Source organism: Longitalea arenae (assembly GCF_016924755.1).
Taxonomy (GTDB): domain Bacteria; phylum Bacteroidota; class Bacteroidia; order Chitinophagales; family Chitinophagaceae; genus Niastella; species Niastella arenae.
In genome coordinates, this window is the sequence record NZ_JAFFJX010000002.1 from 779,920 (window position 1) to 802,850 (window position 22,931).

The 22,931-nt window shown below is 40.8% G+C and carries 20 protein-coding genes; 12 read left to right on the forward strand and 8 right to left on the reverse strand.

Translation table 11 applies throughout. The annotated features are described in order from the left end of the window. Positions 1-6: 6 nt before the first annotated feature. Positions 7-618, reverse strand: a complete 612-nt coding sequence (locus JT717_RS07915) for a phosphatase PAP2 family protein (protein WP_205509659.1) — start codon at positions 616-618, stop codon at positions 7-9. A 194-nt stretch (positions 619-812) separates the two neighbouring features. Here JT717_RS07915 and JT717_RS07920 point away from each other — a divergent pair, with 194 nt between their 5' ends. The 3 genes from JT717_RS07920 to JT717_RS07930 all read left to right on the forward strand — a co-directional run bounded on the left by JT717_RS07920 (position 813) and on the right by JT717_RS07930 (position 3,324). Then, positions 813-1,649 carry an endonuclease/exonuclease/phosphatase family protein gene (locus JT717_RS07920; protein ID WP_240347884.1) on the forward strand — a complete coding sequence of 279 codons (837 nt, stop codon included), beginning with the start codon at positions 813-815 and terminating at the stop codon, positions 1,647-1,649. A gap of 153 nt (positions 1,650-1,802) precedes the next feature. Next, the gene (locus JT717_RS07925; RefSeq protein ID WP_205509660.1) at positions 1,803-2,264 is read left to right on the forward strand and encodes a hypothetical protein; all 462 of its coding nucleotides are present in this window, start codon (positions 1,803-1,805) and stop codon (positions 2,262-2,264) included. A 475-nt stretch (positions 2,265-2,739) separates the two neighbouring features. Beyond that, positions 2,740-3,324: an RNA polymerase sigma-70 factor gene (locus JT717_RS07930; RefSeq protein WP_205509661.1), complete on the forward strand. Its 585-nt coding sequence runs from the start codon at positions 2,740-2,742 to the stop codon at positions 3,322-3,324. 44 nt (positions 3,325-3,368) lie between these two features. Here JT717_RS07930 and JT717_RS28595 read toward each other — a convergent pair whose 3' ends face one another. Continuing rightward, on the reverse strand, positions 3,369-3,491 hold the full coding sequence (locus tag JT717_RS28595) for a hypothetical protein (RefSeq protein WP_255552928.1): 123 nt from the start codon (positions 3,489-3,491) through the stop codon (positions 3,369-3,371). Positions 3,492-4,275: 784 nt separating this feature from the next. Between JT717_RS28595 and JT717_RS07935 the strand changes: the two genes are divergently transcribed. The 8 genes from JT717_RS07935 to JT717_RS07970 all read left to right on the forward strand — a co-directional run bounded on the left by JT717_RS07935 (position 4,276) and on the right by JT717_RS07970 (position 16,473). Beyond that, complete coding sequence (locus JT717_RS07935; protein WP_205509662.1) at positions 4,276-5,559, forward strand: FecR family protein; 1,284 nt, start codon at positions 4,276-4,278, stop codon at positions 5,557-5,559. Positions 5,560-5,675: 116 nt separating this feature from the next. Continuing rightward, positions 5,676-9,095, forward strand: a complete 3,420-nt coding sequence (locus tag JT717_RS07940) for a TonB-dependent receptor (RefSeq protein ID WP_205509663.1) — start codon at positions 5,676-5,678, stop codon at positions 9,093-9,095. Between the two features lie 30 nt (positions 9,096-9,125). After that, positions 9,126-10,529 (forward strand): RagB/SusD family nutrient uptake outer membrane protein, encoded by a 1,404-nt coding sequence (locus JT717_RS07945; RefSeq protein ID WP_205509664.1) that lies wholly within the window; start codon positions 9,126-9,128, stop codon positions 10,527-10,529. A 49-nt stretch (positions 10,530-10,578) separates the two neighbouring features. Next, positions 10,579-13,191: a metallophosphoesterase gene (locus tag JT717_RS07950; RefSeq protein WP_205509665.1), complete on the forward strand. Its 2,613-nt coding sequence runs from the start codon at positions 10,579-10,581 to the stop codon at positions 13,189-13,191. A 147-nt stretch (positions 13,192-13,338) separates the two neighbouring features. Then, positions 13,339-13,623, forward strand: coding sequence for a hypothetical protein (locus tag JT717_RS07955; protein ID WP_205509666.1), 285 nt, complete (start codon positions 13,339-13,341; stop codon positions 13,621-13,623). A 144-nt stretch (positions 13,624-13,767) separates the two neighbouring features. Next, positions 13,768-14,952, forward strand: coding sequence for a DUF4221 family protein (locus tag JT717_RS07960; protein WP_205509667.1), 1,185 nt, complete (start codon positions 13,768-13,770; stop codon positions 14,950-14,952). Then, entirely contained in the window at positions 14,949-15,533 is a 585-nt protein-coding gene (locus JT717_RS07965) for a hypothetical protein (RefSeq protein WP_205509668.1), read from the forward strand. The genes JT717_RS07960 and JT717_RS07965 overlap by 4 nt, the downstream gene beginning before the upstream one ends. A 22-nt stretch (positions 15,534-15,555) precedes the next feature. Next, on the forward strand, positions 15,556-16,473 hold the full coding sequence (locus JT717_RS07970; RefSeq protein WP_205509669.1) for a metallophosphoesterase: 918 nt from the start codon (positions 15,556-15,558) through the stop codon (positions 16,471-16,473). Between the two features lie 105 nt (positions 16,474-16,578). Here JT717_RS07970 and JT717_RS07975 read toward each other — a convergent pair whose 3' ends face one another. The 6 genes from JT717_RS07975 to JT717_RS08000 all read right to left on the reverse strand — a co-directional run bounded on the left by JT717_RS07975 (position 16,579) and on the right by JT717_RS08000 (position 21,813). After that, positions 16,579-16,842, reverse strand: a complete 264-nt coding sequence (locus JT717_RS07975) for an HTH domain-containing protein (RefSeq protein ID WP_205509670.1) — start codon at positions 16,840-16,842, stop codon at positions 16,579-16,581. Positions 16,843-17,383: 541 nt separating this feature from the next. Further along, the gene (locus JT717_RS07980; RefSeq protein ID WP_205509671.1) at positions 17,384-17,719 is read right to left on the reverse strand and encodes a hypothetical protein; all 336 of its coding nucleotides are present in this window, start codon (positions 17,717-17,719) and stop codon (positions 17,384-17,386) included. Positions 17,720-17,889: 170 nt separating this feature from the next. Then, the gene (locus tag JT717_RS07985; protein WP_205509672.1) at positions 17,890-18,684 is read right to left on the reverse strand and encodes a hypothetical protein; all 795 of its coding nucleotides are present in this window, start codon (positions 18,682-18,684) and stop codon (positions 17,890-17,892) included. Between the two features lie 38 nt (positions 18,685-18,722). Next, positions 18,723-20,870 carry a protein kinase/lanthionine synthetase C family protein gene (locus tag JT717_RS07990; protein WP_205509673.1) on the reverse strand — a complete coding sequence of 716 codons (2,148 nt, stop codon included), beginning with the start codon at positions 20,868-20,870 and terminating at the stop codon, positions 18,723-18,725. A gap of 101 nt (positions 20,871-20,971) precedes the next feature. Beyond that, positions 20,972-21,250, reverse strand: coding sequence for an HTH domain-containing protein (locus tag JT717_RS07995; RefSeq protein ID WP_205509674.1), 279 nt, complete (start codon positions 21,248-21,250; stop codon positions 20,972-20,974). A 119-nt stretch (positions 21,251-21,369) separates the two neighbouring features. Continuing rightward, positions 21,370-21,813 (reverse strand): MauE/DoxX family redox-associated membrane protein, encoded by a 444-nt coding sequence (locus JT717_RS08000; RefSeq protein ID WP_205509675.1) that lies wholly within the window; start codon positions 21,811-21,813, stop codon positions 21,370-21,372. A 520-nt stretch (positions 21,814-22,333) separates the two neighbouring features. Here JT717_RS08000 and JT717_RS08005 point away from each other — a divergent pair. Continuing rightward, positions 22,334-22,921: an RNA polymerase sigma factor gene (locus JT717_RS08005; RefSeq protein ID WP_205509676.1), complete on the forward strand. Its 588-nt coding sequence runs from the start codon at positions 22,334-22,336 to the stop codon at positions 22,919-22,921. Positions 22,922-22,931: the final 10 nt, after the last annotated feature.

Consider the following 22,931-nt stretch of genomic DNA (forward strand, 5'->3'; position numbering starts at 1 on the left):
TAATAGCTAGGGCAAACTTAACGAAGGATTTCTTAAATACTTATTGTGATCCCGCCTAACCCAGGTTTCAAATATTTTAAGCATACACAAACCGGTAATTATACCCAGGGCAGCACCGGCCACAATATCGAGGGGAAAATGTTTGCCTACATACACCTGGGCCAGCCCGATCATAGATGCCCAGATCCAAAGCCAGTACCATTTGAGGCGGTTTACAAATTGAATAGCAAAGAACCAGTAAGTGGCCAGTCCGAAATGATTGGCGGCATGGGAAGAAGGAAAAGAATATTTACCGCCGCAGCCGATAAGGCCGCGGATAACAGCGGTCATATCTTCATCGTAACAGGGACGTAAGCGCTCGAAATGATATTTTAGAATGCCGGAGCTGGTATAATCGGTAATAGCAAAACAGAGAAGCGTTAAACAAATGAACTTTAAACCGGTAGGCCTGTCCTGCCGGAATAAGACCCAATAGATCATAAACATATACAACGGTATCCAGGTATATTGATTGCGCAGCAGCAGCATAACAAAATCGAGCCAGCGCGCACTCATATCCCTGTGAATGAAGGTAAAAGCAATTTTGTCAATTTGATCGAGCCAGTCGAATAGATACATTACCGGTAGATTTTGGTAATGAAAAATAGAATGGGCATGTGATGTAAGTTTTACCGGCGTATTAATTGTGTGTGATCATATACGCAGCCGCGGCTTTGAAACAAAATTGGTGGTGGTAATATAGATGCGCCGCACTTTCAGTGTGTGGCACATTTGCTATAAGCTTATCTTCGCAACCAATAACATTCCGTATTATGGTATTAAAGAAAATCACCTTACTCACGATTGCGTTTTTTTGCATGGCATTTGTTTTCAGCCAGTCGATGATCATCGGAACATTTAATTTACGCTACGATAATCCCCGCGATACCGGTAACCTGTGGGTGAACCGGGCGCCCATCGTAGCCTCTTTGATCAGGTTTCACGATTTTGATGTGCTGGGTACCCAGGAGGGATTACGCAACCAGCTCGATGACCTTAAGAACGCATTGCCTGAGTATACGTATTATGGGGCAGGCCGCGATGATGGTAAAACCAAAGGGGAGCACTCGGCCATCTTTTACAAAACGGATAAATACAAGGTGTTGAAAAGCGGTGATTTCTGGCTGAGCCCTACGCCTGAAAAACCCGGGCCGGGCTGGGATGCACACCTGAACCGCATTTGTTCCTGGCTGCAATTGCAGGATAAGAAAACGAAAAAGAAATTTTATGTATTTAATGTGCACTACGATCACCAGGGGGTGCAGGCGCGCCGGGAAAGCAGCCTGCTTATTCTAAAAAAGATCCGGGAAATAGCAGGTAAAGACCCTGCGATCTTTACCGGCGATCTCAATGGCGGCTACGACAGCGAATGGTATAAAAGCCTGAATGCATCGGGTTGGTTAAAAGATACCCATAACCAGGTGGCGCATCCTTATGCCAATAATGGTTCATTCAACAGTTTTGGCAATGCATTACACCGCTCAGAAATAATCGACCATATTTTCGTTACAGCCCCGTTCACGGCGACAAAATGGGGGATCTTATCAGACCATTATCATGGCAAATTCCCGTCGGACCACTATCCGGTGCTGGCAGTGATAAAAATGTAAATACTTACTAGTTCTATTCATATAAGGGCATCGCTTTCCGGTTCAGCACCGGGCGATGCCTTTTTTATTAAGAAAAAAGGTAACATTCATTTAATGCAGCTTAGCGGTTCTTATAGTTACCTTGCGGCGGTTTTGGCCGATTAAATCAACTGCATGAAGTGGATCCTGATTAGTAACGAATCTACAGGCATTAAAGAATTTCAGCTTATACAGAATAACCTTGTATTGGCCGTGATGAAGTATAACCCCCAACATCACTCTATACGCATTACATACGAAGGAGGACACCTGGTGTTCTTTATGGAAACGATGGGTTATGCGAACCGCATTGCCTTTAAAAATGTTTATGGAATTGATCTGGGCAAATTTTCCCATTACCGCAATAATACCGGCAGGTTGGAGATCAATAAAAAAGTATTCGATTACCAGATCGTAGATAAGAACCAACCAAAGCTGATCATTCATCAGCACAATCAACACGAGCCATTGGCGGTATGCCAGCTGCCAGCCGATTCCGTTCGCGAGTCGTCGTATTATGCGTATGCCGGCCTGGTACTGAGCTCGTGCAGCTATGCTGCCATACCGGTAGTAAAACAAAGGCAGCCACCGCAATAGGATGCAGGTTCTTACCGGACTTATTCACACCGGGCTATCTTTATTGATTTTTTTTCAACAGATCTGCGCTTCTGATGGTTGCCCATTAAACTGTTAGGAGCTTTAATAGACATTCTATAACAAAGTAGTATTTATGTTGTAAAATGTATATAACTATTATGTGGGCAGTATATGCAACTGCGTTAATAATTATTTAAACACAGCAATATCAAATTTGATTATTTTTACGACATCAAACCTTACGCCTGCTACATTATCAACGCTGCGATTGAACCTATTCCCTGCTTGTCAGCAACCTTTTACCAGAAAGCAATCAAAACCTTTCCAAAAGAACGTCGGGGAGGATGTGTAATACCAGGCGACCGATAATCAATCACCGAACTGTATACGGGTGAAACACGGATAAAATTTTCTTTGTGCGGGTGATGGCTGTGTGATGGGCTCAAATTAATAGCAATTCTTAACGGACTGGTTCATGAAGAATCCGGGACATCACATTATTGCCGGTTTTCAGCAGGGAAGCAAAGAAGCCTTTGCTGCCGTATATAATTTGCATTATAACCGCTTATATGGCTTTGTAAAAAAGCTGATCGATGACCGCGAAGAAGCAAAAGATATCACGGCCGAAACATTTGTAAAACTGTGGAAGCTGCACGCCAATTTCGCTACGCAGGAAAATATCAAAGCCTTCTTATACATTACCGCGCGCAATGCCTGTATGGATTATCTAAGATACCGCCAACGCCAAACAGCCAACAGGCAGGAATTGGGTTATGTTTTGGTGCAACAGGAAGAACAAATGCCTGCAATCAATGATGAAATCAAAGCAGCGGTGCTGAAACAGATCCACCAGGAAATTGAGCATCTTCCCACACAATGCAAACGCATTTTTAAAATGGCCTGGCTCGAAGGTAAGAAGAACGCCGCCATTGCTATAGAATTAGCGCTCACCGAACAAACCATACGCAATCAAAAAGCCCGCGCTGTAAAGATCTTAAGGCTGGCCCTCGCCAACTATAATATGGAATTATTGGTGTTGGTTATTTTATGTATGGTGTAGAGATCATTTTGCCGCCTCATAAGCTTTCAATCATTGAACTTAGCTTAATATTGCTCCATCATAGATCTTTTGCGGGGATCAGAAGTTTTTTTATGGCCGGTACCAGCCTTTTCGCCATAGGTCGCAGCTTCTTTTTTCGACATCCTCGATCTTTTACTACAGATCATAGATACTTTATTGTAACTAGCAGACTTTGGGTCATCGATCGTAGACCCAATACTGCGAATGACAGTTGTTTTATGGCCGCAAGTAACTTATCTGTCAACGATCGGATCTTGGTTGCTCTAAACCCATGGATCTTTTACAGGACTGATAGATGCATTAATGCCGTTAGCAGGCTTTGTTGTCATGGATCGTAGCTTTTTTCAGCTGAAAAGATGTATTGTATGGCTACCCTTAGCCGGCTTTTTATGATCAATCGCAGCTTTTAATGGAAATACAAAGGTTGATCGCCCTGACACGAAGTTTTAACCTGAAAAAAACAGCGTTCTGCAATTATTTACGCATAAGCGGCCCAAAAACCGTTATCGAACCGCTTTTTCTACTTAATGCCGGGAATAAGCACGCTAACACGGCCTAAATTCCAATTACCCGCACAATTTTTATTGATATTAATTAAGAACCAACAAACTTCTTTGATAATTATCAATCTATCTGCAGGAAAAAGACCGCCATCGGAATTCACTAATTAAACATCCCCCTGACAATCAATTTTATATTACCGAATTGTTATGTCATGCAATAATGCAGTACATCGTTTGGTACAAATTCACAAAGCTACGTTTCTAAGTTGCATGCGTTGATGACCTTTTCCAGCCTGATCCTTATAGCGCATGTTACCATTACCTTTTCCAGCACTACCGATTGCCATTACCATTCATTAACAACATTAAGGAACTGATACGCCTGATTGTCACCATGGTGAGGCAGGCTATTATTTAAACTAAAGAAATGATCGTAGTAGTTAAAAGGATCGCATCCCTTATTATTAAACAATGGCGGGGTGAATTGACCGTAGCAGAAAGCATAGAGCTGGAGCAATGGGCCAGCCAGCATGCCGCTAACCGCGAGCTGTTACAGCAGTTGACAACCGATGAAACCCTGCGCCGGGAGTTGATCACGTACTATGAAGGAGAAGAGGACCGCGAAGCTGTATGGCAAAAGATCGAAGAGGCTACCCGGGAAAACACGCCCGTATATGTTATGCCTGTACAACCATCCTGCAAGTACAGATACCTGGCCGCTGCAGTTACCGTAGCAGCCTTGTTCACTGCCGTTGGCTATTTCTGGTTCCAGGGCAGATCCAAACCAGGCACTCCAGCACCTGTAGCGCGGACTACCATTAACGATGTACTGCCGGGAGGTAATAAAGCCATCCTTCAACTAAGCGATGGAAAGACCATTGTGCTCGACAATGCACAAAACGGATTGTTAGCGCAGCAAGGAAGTTCCAATATTATAAAGCAGAACGACGGTGAGCTTATATACGATCGCGGGGATGGAAACAGCGGTAAGCCATTCGCCACTGACCATTCACCATTGACCTATAATACACTCGCCACACCTGCAGGCGGACAATTTCAACTGAAATTACCCGATGGCACAAGGGTATGGTTGAATGCAGCATCGTCGATCACTTATCCCACTGCTTTTAATGGCCATGAGCGCAGCGTGACCATTACCGGTGAAGGCTATTTTGAGGTAGCCAAAGACGCCCGCAGGCCATTTAAGGTAACAATAGCTAAAAATAATGGAACGCAAAAAACGTCAGAAGTGGAGGTATTAGGTACCCATTTTAATATCAATGCCTATGATGATGAGGCGGCTGTGAAAACCACCTTGCTTGAAGGAAAAGTAAAGGTGGTACATGGTGACTGGTCAGTGGTCAATGGAAAAAAGATGGTGGCTCCTGCAGCCTCAGCTATTCTTACGCCAGGTGAACAGGCACAGATCAGTCATGAAGGGCTATTGACCGTAAAGAACCATGCAGATCTGGAAGAAGTGGTAGCCTGGAAAAACGGCGAGTTCCTGTTCCAGCATGCAGATATCGGAACCCTGATGCGGCAGGTAGCCCGTTGGTATGATATAGAAGTGGAATATCCGAAGGGAAAACCCAAAGATAAATTCAGTGGAAAGATTGGCCGGAATGTGAACCTGAGTCAGCTGTTGGAGATCTTGAAATATTCCGAAGTCAGGTTTGAACTGAAAGGCCGTACGTTAATCGTGCAAAACTGACTATAGCCATAAAAAAATGCCGCCTCATGTGCGAGATGGGGCGGCTGTTTGGTTGGGTCATTTCTAAATAAAACTGTTGAGAACATTTCTATTTATCAAACCTAAAACGCAAATGTATGAAATTACGGACCTGGTGCATCCGTAGCGGTCAGATTTTGACCAAAACTGTATTGGTATGTACAGGATTGCTGATTTTTGTAACGCTCTTTCATCCGGCAACGGCCCAGGCTGAAGACGACCGGGGCGGAATCACGATCAGGCAGCAGAATGTGCCGATCCAGAAGGTCTTTCACACCATTGAGAAGCAAAGCGGTTACCGCTTTTTTTACAATGAAACCCTGCTCCAGGGGGCGGTAAATGTAACCCTTAACCTGCAGCATGTAAGTTTACAAGTAGCCCTGGAAGCCTGTTTCCGCAACCAGCCGCTGAGTTATGCGATCGTCGACAAAACGATCATTGTGAAAAGGAGGCCCGGGCAGCCGTCCGCTGCACCAGTTACTGCTGCTGTCTCCACATCAAGACCCCGCAAGATCATCGCGGTTCGCGGAAAAGTCACCAGCAACAATTTGCCAGTAGCCGGCGCGAGTATTGTGATCAAAGGCACCGACAATGGCGCCAGCACCGACAAAGACGGCATATTTACCTTGCCCGAAGTGGAAGAAGATGCCACGCTGGTAGTGAGCAGCGTGAGCCATTCAGCCCGGGAAGTGCGGTTAAACGGGCAAAGTTTTATCAGCATCGATCTGTCGCAAAGAACAGATGACCTGGATGAGGCGGTGGTAGTGGCGTATAATACGACGACGCAGAGACGGAATGTAGGAGCGGTGACGGTGGTAAAAGGAGAGCAGATCACTAATTTACCCCATCTTTCTTTTGACAAATCACTTCAAGGCCTGGTGCCAGGGTTATTGGTAACAAGCGGTACCGGACAACCAGGTGGCGGTGTAAGTAATTTTGTGTTAAGGGGTGTGGCAACTAGCGCCAACCCGGAAAATGGTTCTGTTGTGAGAAACCCATTAATTGTTATAGATGGCGTTCCTGTTTCTCAGGAAACTTCCCAAATGTATATTTCAAATGCTACCACCGCAATCAATAATCCTTTGGCGCAGTTGAATCCGACAGATATCGAGAGTATAACCGTATTGAAAGATGCGGCTGCTATCGCACTTTATGGCGCCAATTCCAGTAACGGAGTAATTATGGTGACAACCAAAAAAGGTAAACCCGGGAAAACCAGATTCAATATTCGCCATCAGACCGATATTGCCGCCCCAACCCAATTGCAAGACATGCTTAATCAGGACGAATACCTGGAACTTGTACACGAGACGTTGGCAAATACAAATTCATACTATCAAAATCCCCAAAAGGTGATTGATACTTTGAAAAAGTTATTTCCTACAATGGCAGACGGAAGCTTTTATGCACAGCCTGATTGGTATGATGCCTTGTATAAAAATAATGCTACTACAATATCTAATGATCTTTCAATTTCAGGCGGTAATGAAAAGACTACTTTTTATCTAAACTTTGAATACACGAAACAAGATGGAGTAGTAAAAAACACCGGTTTTGATAGAAAATCAATTAGATTGAATCTTGAACATAGACCTCAACATTGGTTAAAATTCGGTTTAAATACTACTGTTTCCCATACAAAGCAGGATTATGGCGCAAGTACTGCGGGGGGTAATGACGGGAAAATGGAAAATATGTTTATTTCAAGTTTATCCCCTTTAATACCTATTTATCTTGAAAATGGTGATTATAATTTTAATTTTCAACAAGGGGTTCTTGCAGAAAACACCGTAAACCCTGTAGCCGCTGCGAAATATAATACCAATCAGAATACTGCTTTTCGAGGCTTAACCAATGTATTTGGAGAAATAAATTTATTAAAGTATCTAAGTTTCCGCACCAATGTAGGATTTGATTTTGCACTTACCGAAGCGAAAGAAAAAGCGGATCCAAGACTTCGTGACCCAGCCATCAGAAATACAGGGGGCAGAGTTGAAGAAAGAGATACTCGTAGGGCCAATATAATTTCCACAAATATTTTACAGTTTAATAAACAATTTGGTTCGAAACACCGGCTAGGTCTTTTGGCAGGTCAGGAGGCCCGGATTTTAAATCAAAAAATTCTGGGAGTGGCGGTCACCGGGTTGTCCTCACCGTATTATGATCAAATCACTAGTCCCGGCGCAACAGTTTTCAGTCAGGCAGGATATACACTTAAAGAGACATTGTTATCTTATTTTGGCCAGCTAAATTATGATTACGAGAATAAATATCTTCTTACCAGTACCGTCAGAAGAGACGGATCGTCCCGATTTGGAGAAGATAAGCGATTTGGTACTTATTGGAGTACCGGAGTAGGTTGGGTCATAAGTGCCGAACCTTTTATGAACGCTGCCTCACGCTGGATGAATTATTTAAAAGTGAGAGGAAGCATCGGGGCAGCGGGCAACGCTGGTGCAATTGACCGTTTTACACCTTATGACCCAATTACGCCGGGAACGTATTCTGGCAACATTAGTGTTAGACCAGCTGGTTCGGTAGCAGGCAATGCTGATGTGAAATGGGAAAATACTTTTTCATGGGACGCTGGATTAGAACTTCGCATATTAAACGAAAGACTTTCGTTTACAGCCGATATATACCAAAGAACCACTGATAACCTGATTTATTCTTTACCACTTTCCCGGAATACAGGTTACCAAAGTATTCTCGGTAATGTGGGTGCCATGAGAAATCGCGGTGTTGAATTGTCTTTCTCCGCCAATATTATTCGTAAGAAAAGTTTCTTTTGGCGCTTGGATGGCAACTGGAGTACCAATCAAAATAAGTTGATCAAAGCAAATAATTCTACTGTACAGTCCCAGTTGAGCGTAGCCTATAATCAGGAAGGCAAAAGTTTTAATTCGTTTTACCTCCGTCGTTGGGCCGGGGTAGATCCGTTGACAGGAGCTGCTTTATACATGGATTCTTTAGGGAATGCCAGTCCTGATTATAATGCAGCAAAACCGGAATTTGTAGGCAAAGCACAGCCTGATGGTTTTGGCGCAATCACTAATACCTTTAACTATATGGGGTTGGAATTGTCAGCAATTCTTTATTATCAATATGGCTATAATATTCTAAACAATAATAGTATTAGAACTGTCAACGATGGTTATCTTCCCTTGGTAAATGAAACCAAAGATGCATTGAATCGCTGGCAAAAACCAGGTGATGAATCTCCAAATCCAAAAAGAACAGTAAATAATATCTCAGGTTCCAACCGATCTACCCGAACCCTGTACAAAGGAGATCACATTCGCTTACAGAATATTATATTAAGCTATCAGGTTCCTGCAAAATTGATTCAACTATTGCATTTAAGTAATGCGAAAGTCTACTTGCAAGGAAACAATTTAGCACTTTGGACAACGGCCAATACTTATGGCGATCCCTCATCAGCAAACGTATATGGTGTAATTAGCTATAGTTACCCAATTGCGCGTACGTGGTCTATTGGCATTAATGCTGGATTCTAATAATGACTTGCTTTTATTAAACATAATAAGATGAAACGATATACATACTTTTTTATCTGTTCAGTTATTTTGACAGGAAGTGCCTGTAAAAAGGATTTTTTAGAGGTAATCGATAAGACCAAAATACTTAGGCAAGGTTATGTGGTCGATTTGCCTACTACAGAGCATTATATGAATGGAATATACGGGGAACTGGCCACTTCTGTTGCTGGATTATTCAACATGCCTATACCTGAGATAACGGCCGATAATCTAAAGTTATTTGGCTCCGTTTCTCTTAGTCAACTTGGAAATTTTTATAACTGGACTCAAACGACAACGCTTGATGAAAGCGGGGGAGCATGGTATGACAATTACCGTATTATCAGAGCCTGCAATTTTGTAATTGAAAAATCAGATGAATATAAAGACCAGGACCTTGCCAAGGCAGCTATGCTGAAAGGACAAGCTCTTTGCATAAGAGCATGGATGCATTTCTCTCTGGTAAATTTGTTCGCCCAGTCTTTTAATTATTCTCAGGATGCCTCTCATTTGGGCGTTCCATATATATATACTTCAGATATTGAAGAACGTGTGACAAGGCAAACAGTCGCGGAAGTATATGAAGCCATGATTGCCGACCTAAAAGAAGCATTGCAATTATTGCCTGCCACTGGAGTAACCAATAAACAATATATTAATTATCAGGCAGGCAAGGCACTGCTTGCAAGGATTTATCTTTTTAAATCGGATTATAACATGGCCAAATATTTGGCAGGGCAGGTCTTACAAGATGTGCCCATGATGATTGCTGATTATCCGGCCAAGTTATATACGTCACAGGAGTCGGAAGCCTTGTTTCAAATCCCTCCGGGAAGTTCTCAGACAGCAAATTACACCACAGATTTTTATGGGAGATATTGCAGACGTACTATCCGTTTCACTGCTTCCAATGACATAGTCCAGTTATATAGGGCATATCCCAGCGATAAAAGAAACAGCTGGATTTTAGATTCTACTATAGGTAAAGTAGTTACTAAATTCCCTAAAGGTGTAACGGGCACTCATACAATGGCTGAAGCTGATTTTTATCAAACATTCTTTCGTTCAACGGAAATGGCACTGACAGCTGCCGAGGCTTATGCCATGTTGGGCAATGATGATAGTGCTCGTTATTTTGCAAACGAAATCCGGGTCCGGGCTGGGATTCCTGTTATTGCTCCGACAATAATGGGAGCTGCATTAATTGATTCAATTAAAATAGAAAGACGTAAAGAGATGGCCTTTGAAGGAATTCGAATGTTTGATCTGCTTCGATGGAAACAAAACGTAAACCGTAAGGATGCACTTACACCGGCAGCACAACTTTTACCTTATCCCAGTGATAAATCGATATCACCAATTCCTTTCGCCGATGTTCAGATAGCCGGCTTGTCACAAAATCCCGGGTATTAAGCAATCATGCAAAGTCGGCAATATTATTAACTCATATAAACTTATAAGAATGAAAAGATCGATGTGCACAATGATCTTGTGTTTATTCTGTGTTTTCATGATGGGGCAGACTGGCGATAGAACCATTTATTTTAATTTAATCATTGATTCAACCCCTGTTTCGAAACCACTTCCGGAATTAATTACCATGAGTTATGTACCTTATGAAATAAGGCCATGGCATCAAAGAATAACAAAGAAAGATCCAAATAGGAATATTGAATGGATAATTCCGTCAAACGAACCCATTAATTTATATCTGTCTTTACCCATAGCCAATTCATTTAAAAGTTGGGTGCTTGAACCTGGCGATAGTATTATAGTAAATTACAAAGATGAAAGAGTACGTTTTTCGGGAAAAGGAGCCGATAAGCTCATCCTGAATAACGAAATTGCCACCCTTAAAGAAGCGCTGCAAAAACCTTCAAATCCTACATTTTATGTTACAAACTCTGTACAGGATTATATAGAATGGAGGGAATACTTAAATCGTGAATTGGCTTTAATTGAATTATTAATTGAATCCAGTAAAGAAAAATTAAATTCGTTTTCATTTAACTACCTGAAATTGACCGCCATTGAGGACTATGAAGATCGGCTAAGACATAAATTTATGAACCTCCGGCTGGAAGAACTTCATGTTGATAAAAAAACACTTTGCAAAATATTTGACGAGGACTTTTTTACCCCTAAGCTCCTTTGGTTCAGATCACAACCAACTGCATGGATAGGTGAGCATGTAATAACTGGATTTAATAGATTATTTCTGGCCCGACAAAACAATTTTCCTCCTGATCATAGAGGCGCATTGGTTAGTAAAGAAGAGTTTGCACTGGCAATGTTTAATAACGGCAAAAATATCTATAAAGGAGATGCGCTGGAATACGGCTTGATGGAATTTTTAACCAGCTATGTTATAAAAGAGTTTGGCTTTTCTCCAGTCACCGAAACTTTATTACACAAATATTATAGTGATCCGGAGAGAAAGCCTGAGTTCCAGGCTTATGTCAAAAACTTTGAGCAAAATACCCGGATGGTTACAAAAAATGAAAGAGTGCCTGATTTTACTGTCTATGATGCTCAGTTAAAACCAATTACCAGGTCAGGTTTAATGGGAAAAGTAGTTTTAATGCATTTTTGGAAAGCCGGAGATCCTGCCAGCGCAAGGTTAGCTAATTCCCTAAAAAAAGTTGAAACCTTATTTAGGGACAATCCAAATGTAACTTTTCTTCATATTTCTGCAGACAAAGATCGGTCAGCCTGGCTCAAGAATTTAAGCAAATCAACTTATACGACAGGAATGGGGATCAATGCTTATGTTGATCAAAAAGATGGCCAGGATAATATACTCGACTCCTTTAACATAAAAGAATTTCCCGCAGTAATTCTTGTCAACTATAATGGAAAGGTTATTTCAAATTCACTAGTAGACTCTTTTTCTGTAAATGATAAGTTAATTGGTTTGATCAGAAAACATGCATTAAAAGCTGCGGTAGAGGACTGGCAGGGAGGTTCAGATGGTCCATATATATTACATGAAACGAGTGGTAGTAAATCATATACATTTGAAAAAGGGGTTATGGCTGTAAAGGCTATGCAGGAAGAAAATAATAAGCCTGTTTTGGTTGCTACTGACGAGCCGGGTAAAAAGTTTACGGTAAAACTAAAAGTCAATACATTCATTGAGCCATCCGTATTTCCACGGCCAGAAAAGCTCATTGCCTTTTCGGATATTGAAGGCAATTTTGATGCGTTACGAATGTTGCTGCAAAATAATAAAGTAATTGATGCACAATTTAATTGGACTTTTGGTAAAGGACACCTGGTATTTGCCGGGGATATGTTTGACAGGGGTGAACAAGTTACAGAATGTTTATGGCTGTTGTATTCCCTGGAAGAAAAAGCGAGGAAGGAAGGTGGATATGTTCATTTTATTTTAGGAAATCATGAACTAATGAACTTGGATAAAAACCATAAGTATGCAAGAAGTAAGTATAAAGAAAATGCAACAAAAATGGGTAAGACATTAGCAGAGATTTATGGCAATAACAGTGAATTGGGAAAATGGCTTCGCACAAAAAACATTGTTGAAAAGATTGGAGACATACTTTTTATGCATGCGGGACTTAGTCAGGAGGTAAATGATCTGGGATTGACAATTGAACAAATTAATGAATTAGCAAGGCCTTATTATGACAATGCCAGTGCAGCAAAGCAATCTTCCGACCGGCGCCTTGCTTTACTTTTTGATAATGAATTGTCTCCTTTTTGGTACAGGAACTATTATAAAGAAAAACCGGTAGTATTCGGTCTTGCAAGAAATAAGCAGGTTGCAGAATATAGAACGCCTGTTAATGTCATTGATGAAATATTGACGCATTATCAGGTTAATAAAATTGTTACGGGCCATACTATTTTTGAAGGAGTTAAGGAAGGGGATATAGGGAAAAATCTGACTGTTCACTATAATGGCAAAGTTATAAACACAGATACCAAACATGCCAGCGGACATACTGAGGCCTTGTTAATTGTAGGAGATACATATTATAAAGTAAATAAAATGGGGGAAAGGCAAGAGTTATTTAGTTCAATTCCTGTCAGAAATAATATCGTTTTAAAATAATAGTACATAAAAAACATGGAGCCCCACCAGATCAAGGTGGGGTTTTTTATTTTTATGGGTCTTGTGTAGCAAGACTCATGCAAAATAATTTTACAACGCAATGGCCATTGCAGATTCCATTAATTTTTAAACTTTAAAATGAATATTATGAAACTGAACAATTTGAGGAAATTCTCAATACTGGGATTAGCATTGCTCGCCACTTCCGCAGTTGTAGCAGCTTTTGTTCCCAGCTCAAAATCCACTGATTCAACAGCATTAAACGGCCCAGGAAGCTTAACGCAGGCAGGAACCGATAATACTGCAACATGTGCAACCGTACAAAGCAATCCCAATTGCAATAATACCGTTACAGAAGGAGATGCCGGTTCTTCCAGCGCTGGTGGTACTACGTCTGCTGATCTGAATCGCAACACTACATTGGCTGAGTAATCGTTAATGAATTATTCTTTCATAATGTAAAGATTGTAATAGAACAGTTTAAAAACTGTTCTATTACTTTCAAATTCATACTTGCAATCGGCAAAAGCAATACCTGAACAATCAACGTGTTTCATCCCAATTAGTGTTAATAATATGAAGAAGAATATAATCTATATCACAGGTATCGTATTATTTTTCTCTTACACATCATGTAAGGAGAATGACGCTCCAATTCAGGTTGCAACCTATAATTATCAACAACCTCAATATAACAACGTAAGTTTGGAGATAGGGTCAGATACTATGCATTTTGCACTGAGTGACACGAGTTATAATAAAGTGGGGATAATCAATCTGTTTACCGACAAGGGAGTTGAATATATTTCGATTTTTGATACCCGCTCTGAAGCTATTAACATTTATCAGTTGAATACACAACAATTGGTGAAAAGAATTATACCAGGTAAATATCTTTCAGGCAAAGGGTCATACAAACCCACTGTTTTTTGTAAAAATTTTGATAGCATTTTTGTAAGAAATAACAGAAAGACATTGTCAATGCTCGACAGTAGTGGACATATAAAAAAGACCATTAATTATCCGGATGTATCTTCTCACGTAATAGCATTTAAAACAAACAGGCCGTTAGTGGTGAAAAACGGTATTGTTTTCGCAGGCATTCGCCCTTCTGGTACGCTGACAACCCTTAAAAAATTAAAGCAATGGAAAACAATGAACGTGATTGATTTTAATAATAGTAAAATAGATAAATTGTATTTTTTGCCCGAATCATACCGAAATAATTTATACGGCTATCATTTTATGAATTATAGTTACTGTTTTAATGATAGGGGAAATTTTGTATTTAGCTTTCCTGCAGATTCAAGCCTTTATGAAACAAATCTAACCGATTTCCATATAGCTCATTATGGAAAAAGCAAGTTTCAACAAGGACCAATAAGTCCTGTTAATGAGGAGGATTTGGACAGGGGAGATGGCAGCAAGCAATATCACATCAGAGATGCTTATGGAGCTGTTTATTTTGATCCGTTCCATAAAATATATTTGCGATACTTCAGGCAAAAGACCAGCGAGTCAGGCTATGACAATAATAAAAGAGAGGTTAAAGAGAGTGTTCTGATATTTAATAATAATCTCCAGATCATTGGTGAATCACCAATTCCGGAGTCTGTCAGTTTTAGCAATCTTTTTATTACAGCCAATGGACGGATCTTTGCGCAGGTAGACAAAAAAGATGAGAATGCGTTGCATTTTGTTCAGATAAAATTAAATTATAACGACCTCCCTGATGCTTCCATTCAAATAACCCAAAAATGAATTTAAAAAGTGTGAATAGATTACAATATTATACTAATTGTATATTAGGATACTTGCTCATAGCATGCTTTTCAAATTGTGACAATTCAGGTAGTAAGATCAATAGTTCATCCTTGATTACCGATCCTGGGATGCAGGACTCAATATTCAAGACTTTGGTAAGTTTTACTGATCACTCGATACCAGAAAATGAATTAAGCGACTCGTTAGCATTCTTGGTGTTACCAGTGGAGGCTAGCTGCCCAAGTTGCCGCAAAAGAACCATTGACAGTATATTAAAAAATATAAATAACCTTATTCAGAACCATTACATAATTATTTCAGCATCGGGAGGATATAAAACTATAAATTCCTATTTCCGTGAGCAGAATGGGAAACTTCCCGAGATGAAAAGTAATTTGTTTTTGGATACAACCCATCTGGCTTTGAAAAAAGAATTATTTGAGAACAATACAGTAATATACTATACTTCAAACCGTAAAGCTTTTAAAAAGGTAAGTAGCATTCCGGCAACAATACGAGAAGATCTGAGAGAGTTTTTTTCAGGAACCAGAAGCGATAAGCATATAACATCAAAATAAAGTCGGGAATTAAATAATGGAAATGAACATGAATGTAAATCCTAAAATAGCATTAAGTATTCCCAATGCAAGTAAACCGGGGAGGTATTTTTCACTTAGATTAAAAGAAGGAATAATGAATGAACCTTCTGAATATGCATTTTCCGGAAAAATACTTGCAGTATCAGATATTGAGGGGAATTTCCAGGCGTTCTGCAAATTGCTAACAAGAAACAGAATAATTAATAAATATTTTGAATGGATCTTTGAAGACGGGCATTTAGTGATAAACGGTGATTGTTTTGACAGAGGCGATCAGGTCACAGAATGTCTTTGGTTGATTTATGCGCTGGAAGAACGGGCTATAAAGGAAGGAGGTCATGTGCATTTTATTCTTGGCAATCATGAAATCATGAACTTAAATGGAGATTGGCGTTATATTCATCCCAAATATGCTGAGCAAACAAAATCCCGAAAGCCCCCTGCAGCCATTTATGACGGGAACGGTGAGTTGTGGCGATGGTTGTGCACGAAAAACATTATTGAAAAAATTGGCGATATCTTATTTGTCCATGGTGGTATTTCCAAAGAACTGCTTAAATTAAACCTTACAATAAAAGATATAAATTTTAAATCAAGGCCTTTCTACGCTCACGCTAATCAACAATTTGTTGATCCTGTACTAAACATAGTGTTCAATAGCGACCAATCTCCTTTCTGGTATCGCGGTTATTACCAGGACACAGTTACAGAAGAACAAATTGATGATGCCTTGAGATATTTTGGAGTGAAAACAATCGTTACGGGCCATACAACAATAGATAGGATCACCTCATTCTTTAATGGGAAAGTTATAAATATTGACACTGATCATGCAGGAGGAAATTCACAAGCACTATTAATTAAGAATGATAGATTTTATAGAATAACGAATGATGGAAAAAGAGAAAGAATCAAGTGAATATGGAAAAACTATTCACATTCACTTTGAAGTCAAACTTTCCCTGTCCATCCTATTATAAGAGATTAGGGGTAGGGAAAATTAAGCCAGCTTTTGTTTGAATTCTTAAGCAGTTATACGCTGGTTACTTAATTCGTCCTTTTTTAGGAAGCGAATGGTAAATGATCCTTCCTCATCATAATAATATGATTGCCGGTATTTGCAAAACTTTATTGGTGCTCCATGAACTTTCATTATGTTTAGATATACATAAACAGTTGCCCGGGATAAACCTAACCTTTCACCTAATTTCTTAGCTGTTCCTGTACCTTTAATTTTAATAAGGTGATCTAAAAGTTCAATACGCTTTAATGTTTCATCATAATACATGTGGATAAGATTTTGATCTGAAATATATAAAGTGTTGATTTATGTAAAAATATTAGTTCAATTTCAGGCGCTATTGATTATAAAGCGTTTGTTCATACATACAAGCAGTACTATAATGGTTTAAAATTACAAGCCATTACCGCAGTTATTCTGCAGCCCAATATTATCTTTTATAACAACAAAGGTTGAATGTCAACTATTGCAAGGTTTTTATTCGATAAATTAAATGGTGTTATAAAAACAATGCCCCGCGGATGCTGGCGGGGCATTTTATAATACTAATACTCTCTTTTGAATGATATAGGCTGAAGGGCTAACAGGCAATCTGAGCTATTGTAAAAGGCGCTTTAATACCAATGGGAATCGTCTCAAATCATTTTACCGGCAATTGCCTATGCACTGCTAATGACAATAGATTTCTATGGTTATGCCAAAATCGGCATTGACCGACCAACCAAACCCGGGTCTTTCCGAGATCCGGGCAATAAATGTGTACAAAACGTCGTAAGACGTCTTCCAACAATAAAAACCGTCTTATCCGTCAGTTAAGTACCTCTGCGCTAAGATTCTGCTTTACCTCTTCTTCTTCAAGGTGAACATACTGGGCGAATTCTCTGATCGACACATAGTCTTTCTTTTTACGGCCCAATTCTTCGCGGATCGTTTGTAATAACCGCTGGGCGGTACGTATGTTAATGCCAAGGATCTTTGTGATATCATTGGTATGAATCACCAGCCGTTGGGTGGCTCTTCTGGCTGAGGCGGGCAGTTTTTTGCCAGTCTTTTTCTTTTTAACGGCGGCATTCTTTTTTGTAGCTGTTGCCTTCTTTTTTGCGGGAACGATCTTTTTTGCAGCAATGCGTTTCTTCTTTGCCATGCTGTTCAATACATTTAATGGTTAAGCCAATAGTGGCAGTTGGCTTACTAATCGGAGCATCGTGTATAAAACTTCCAAAGTATCTGTTGGCGGAAGTGCTACTTTCTGGCCGTTAAATTAAAAGGATTTTTGAAATCACACAAATTTATTACATAAAGCGAGCCGCATTTCTATTCGCTGTCTGCCATCGTGATGCTCGCTTTGCACCAATCAACCAGCATCAACTGCCAGGTCGTGGCCACCTGCGCAAATTCGTCGTCGATACCGTCAGTACTGAGCAGGCATAAATGGGTAATTTGGTTGCCAACAAGTGTACCGTAATAGGTATAGTTGTCCGACTGCAGGGCAAAGCCGTTGTTGATATAGTCTCTCCCTTCGAGCCGGATATTTCCTTTTTTACGGATGGGAATAGCTGCGCAAAAAGCGTCAAATGGAATATTGGCCCCTAGCTGGTTGGTCTGCTGGCGGATATGGATATCCTTGTAACCCATTAAGGGATTTGTATTGCTTTCCGCTAATAAAATGGGGTCTATAAGCGCCATTTCCTCCTGTATTGCTGACATCGCTGATATGGGCAGGAACTCCAGCTGTAGCCATTCATCCTTTGTTATATCTACTGTAAACTCCTGATAAAATGGGGTAGAAGTGGGTTGGGCATCGGTAGCATGGCGGGTGGGAACATTATGGCCTAATGCGGCCGCTTCCAACTGATCTTTGCTTAGTACATGAAGGGTCAACTTTCTGAAGATGGCTATATCGTCTGCTCCTGGCGGGTTGGCCTTAATTACCCGCCATTCCCGGCCCTCTATTACCATAGAAACCGGTTTATTGAATGCAGGCGGCAATTGCGCCAATCCAAGCTTATATTTCCCGATTAGTGTCCCCGAGATCCCATCGATACAGGTAACCCTGATCTTTCTTGGGAATAATTGCAGCGCTGCATCCAGTACCTTAGCGTAATTCACAATATAGAATAGGTTTAATTAAAACTAAAAAAGCACTACTACAACAACGGCATTCCGATCTCTTCCGGATAACAATATCGCAATAAAAAATGAATGACACCGCTGTTGCCGGTCATAAAATCCGGGGTAGGCTGCCTTTCATGCTGTACCAGCCAAAAGGGGCCGTGTTGCGGATGCTCTTTTTTCAAATGCATGATCACCTGTGCTATCCAGCCAGCTCTTTCATACCATGCTGATTCCTTAAACACCTTAAAAGCTTCCAGGTAAATTTCACCCAAACCGCTCAATCCATGCAACTGGCTCAGATTGTTATCCACTACTTTAGGTGGATGATTTAATAATGCACCGGTGGCATAATGTTTATATTGTTGCTTATCAGTAGGGTTATCCGAACATACATAAGCTTTTATAAAAGCGAGGGCGATTCCCGACGTGCCTTCGCTCCACCAGTGCATTAACTCTTTATTCTTGTCGGTGCGCCATTGAATTTTGTCGCCCCGCTGAACTGCTTTCTTCATTAACCATCGAAGTCCGGCATCTGCCGACGCCTGCGCCTTTTTATCCTGATAACGTTGCGCATATTCCAGTAAAAAATAGATTATTCCCGAAACCCCATTGGCAAATCCCTGTCTTTTCTTTTGTTTACCCTTTACTTCTTTATAGATCCAGGAGCCATCATTTTGCTGGTTAGCTACCAGTTGATCAACATATTTGCCCAGCCGTTCTTTCACCATATCATGTTGTAAAAAATCAAGGCATAGCCAATGGGCCATACCCTGCCCGGCTAAACCATATGTAAAACCCAATTGCTGGTTATCCCGGTTCAGTAATTGTTTGATCCAGTCAAAATAAACGGTTTTGGGTTCTATTAATCCATGCCTAATGGAACAGGCCAAAGTTGCAGCAATGCCCGGTGCTCCAAAGTACAAACTGGGTGATGCCTTTTCAATCCGTTGTATATATTTCATTTCAATCAGTTCCAGTGCTTGTATGGTGGGAAGGGCCGAAGCACTGGTGTCAAATCCTACATGATGCGCAACGCTTAGCAGGTACATGGCACCGGCTGCTCCTTTGCTGAAGCTGGCATACCAGGCTTTGTTAATTTTACTTTTGTCCCGACTGGGTTCGGCATTTAAGTCTTCCGAAAACCAACCTTTATTTTCATCAGTCAATAATGGGGAGGCCAGCGTACTTATGGCTTGTTGAATTGTTTTTTGTATTTGTTCTTTGGTAAAACCGGCCGGAGTCGTTACTGGCCGTAGTTTTTTAGCCCTTAGATCATTCTGGTATAGTACCAGTTTGTCATATAAAGTTGGCAAGGCGGGCCGTTTCATCGGATCAGGATGCAGGCATTGTACGATTATGCCGGCCATGTCCTTATCTGGAATAAAGAATGCTACTTTCTCCGACAATGCTTCTAAAGGAACATCAGTAAGTTTGACAGGTGATATCCCCGTCCATACCTGCAATAACACGGCGCCGGCAGAAAATACATCCTCTTTGATCGTAGGCGTTTCTGTTTTAAGCTGCTCCGGCGACATATAGCCATGTGTTCCTAACTGAAATGGCGGCGCCGGCGCCTGTTGTTGCAGGGAATAACTTAATTCCATATCTATCACCGCCACCTTGCCATTGGGCATAATGATAAAATTATTGGAAGTAGCATCACGGTGCACAACATGATGTTTATGCAGGGTATTCAAAAGGTCAACGATCTGGATCAGGTAATTGATAAAGATAATGCCGATACGCGTTCCGGTTATAAGTCCATCGCGCAGTTCGCCATTCTTCTCACGGCAAGCCTTATACAGGGGTTTCCCTTTAATGCGTTCCATCACCAGGTAGTAATTGCCGTTTTCCTCAAAATGGCCCAGCAATCGCGGCATTCGGACTTTATCCTGCAGTTGGGCATGCAATTGCTGTTGCCATATAAGCCTGTCTTTAATGTCACGACCCTGCTTGTCTTTACTATCCCCATATGTACCTTCTTTAATCACGCAAAAACCAAAATTGGTAAGGCTTTTAATATACAGGCATTTGATAACATCATTCTTCTGGCTTTCCTTCAGGCTTTTGATGATGATATAATTGTAGCCGATCCTTTTGCCGGCTTTTTTAATGGCTTTACCCTTTATTGCTGTTTCACCGGTGCTTTGCGAAACAGTTTTTACGGTAGCTGATCTCATACATATGACCTTTTGATACTTGTATTACTTACCTATTAAAATTCGGTATGCCCACTGCAATCAAACTGCAGTGACCTATTTTAGCTTACCACGAACACCCATCACTCATTCAACTCCATATTATAGTTCTTCAGCAAAGGTTTCAATTTGTCTTTTGAGAAAAAGGCGATCACGAAGAACCCTTCCTCTTCATAAAAATAACTTTCCCTGTAGCTGTCGAACTTGATCGGACAACCCAATCCTTTCATAAAATTGATGTAATCGTAAATACTTCTTTCAGACAGGTTTAACCGTTCAGCCAGTTGCGCCGGGGTGCCGGTGCCCCTGATTCGAATAAGATGATCTAATCGGGAGAGCCGGTCAATAATATCTCTTTGCATATCGGGTGAGTTTGTGTAACGATGGTAAGTCGTTACGGGATAAGGAATCGGTTGCTGGTAGTTACGTCAGAACGTAACATGGCCTTGGTGAGAAGGTAATTAACAGTGTAGTGGAATGATCAGGTGAAAGCAGGCAGGTTGGCAGAGGTTCGTCGCTTTTTTCGCTCCAGGTAAATACCCCAGGCTGATAATGCCACGAAGCCGCTGTTGAATACAATATGCGCACGCCACGACATTTCTTCCAGTACGCCTCCGCAGGAACAGGGGATCTCACTGCCGAAGACCAGCATAGCTGCAATATATAAGGTAAATAGCGACATCAGAATGAACGACGCGCACAGGCCCGCTAGCCGTAAACGGGGTATAGCCAGACATACAGCGATCAGCAGCTCACTGGCAGGCACCCCCCAGGTCAGCAAAGCGGCAAAGGGTGCAATAAAGGGCGATTCTGAAAGTCCGAATTGGAAATTGTAATAATCAAGCAATTTGGCGGCAGCAGCGTACACAAAGAGGATACTAATTAAAGTGCATATGATCCCCAAAGCCACATTACTCTTTTTCATAGCATTGCAGGTTCTTAATGTTGACGAATAAGGTTCTTGTCCCTGTCAAACGACAGGACGTTTTGAAAGTTTTCCTTAAATAATATATTATACGGTCGGGGTTGTTTTAAGGAGCACGGAAAAAAATGCCGGTTCATTCCAATCAGGATTGGAACGGTATTACAAATATGACCAACCGGATATTGACAGGAGGTTAGAAGGAGTGTCGGGAGCTGGCTTTAACCTCAGCATATTATCTTAATATAAAATTACAAAGGAAATTTATTTTCCAATGTTAAGTTTTTAACGGACAACTGCACGTGAAAATTGAGTTACTAATTGTTTTACTGACAGTTCAATATTAAGCAAGGCGATAATGTAAGCTTTTGTCAAAACTGCCTGTCCGGTGTATGTACAATAAACAATAAAGCATTTGCGGCAATAGGTGTTACCAAAATATTCATGTTTGTCAGACGTGTTCATATTTTAATAACAATACAATTTCACTCATTGATATAATTTGCACACCTCTGTTATAGTTATGTGGCAGAATAGACCAATTAAGCCAAAAACCGGATCGCCTGATACTGATGAACTGTTATTTAATGAATGGTATCATCAGCATTGGGAATTATTATTCAAGCTCGCCTGTAAGAAAACCGGCTCAGCCGACGATGCCTATGATCTGGTGCACGACCTCTTTGCCGACATCTGGCGCTCGATGCCTGCATTATCTGATGATCCCACAGCTGTAAGGTCCTACCTCGTCGCCTGTTTATATCATAAAGTGTTCAATTATTTCCGGTCGAAAGGATTACGGGAAAAACACTATAAGAACCTGGAAACTTTTTTAACACACCAGTTAATTGCCGATCCCGCCCATGCTTTGCAGCAACAGGAACAGGAGCAGGAAAATATCCAACTGGCCATTGATAAAGAAATTACCGGCATGCCTGATAAAATGAAAAAGATCTTTATTCGCAATTATTACGAGGATCAATCCATTTCACAAATAGCCGGTGACCTCTCCCTCTCCAAACAAACGGTAAAAAATCAGTTACATATTGCTTCCAAACGCTTACGCCGGGCGGTAAAGCAGCTTGCGATGCAGGTATTCTTCTTCCTGTAACCCACCTTTA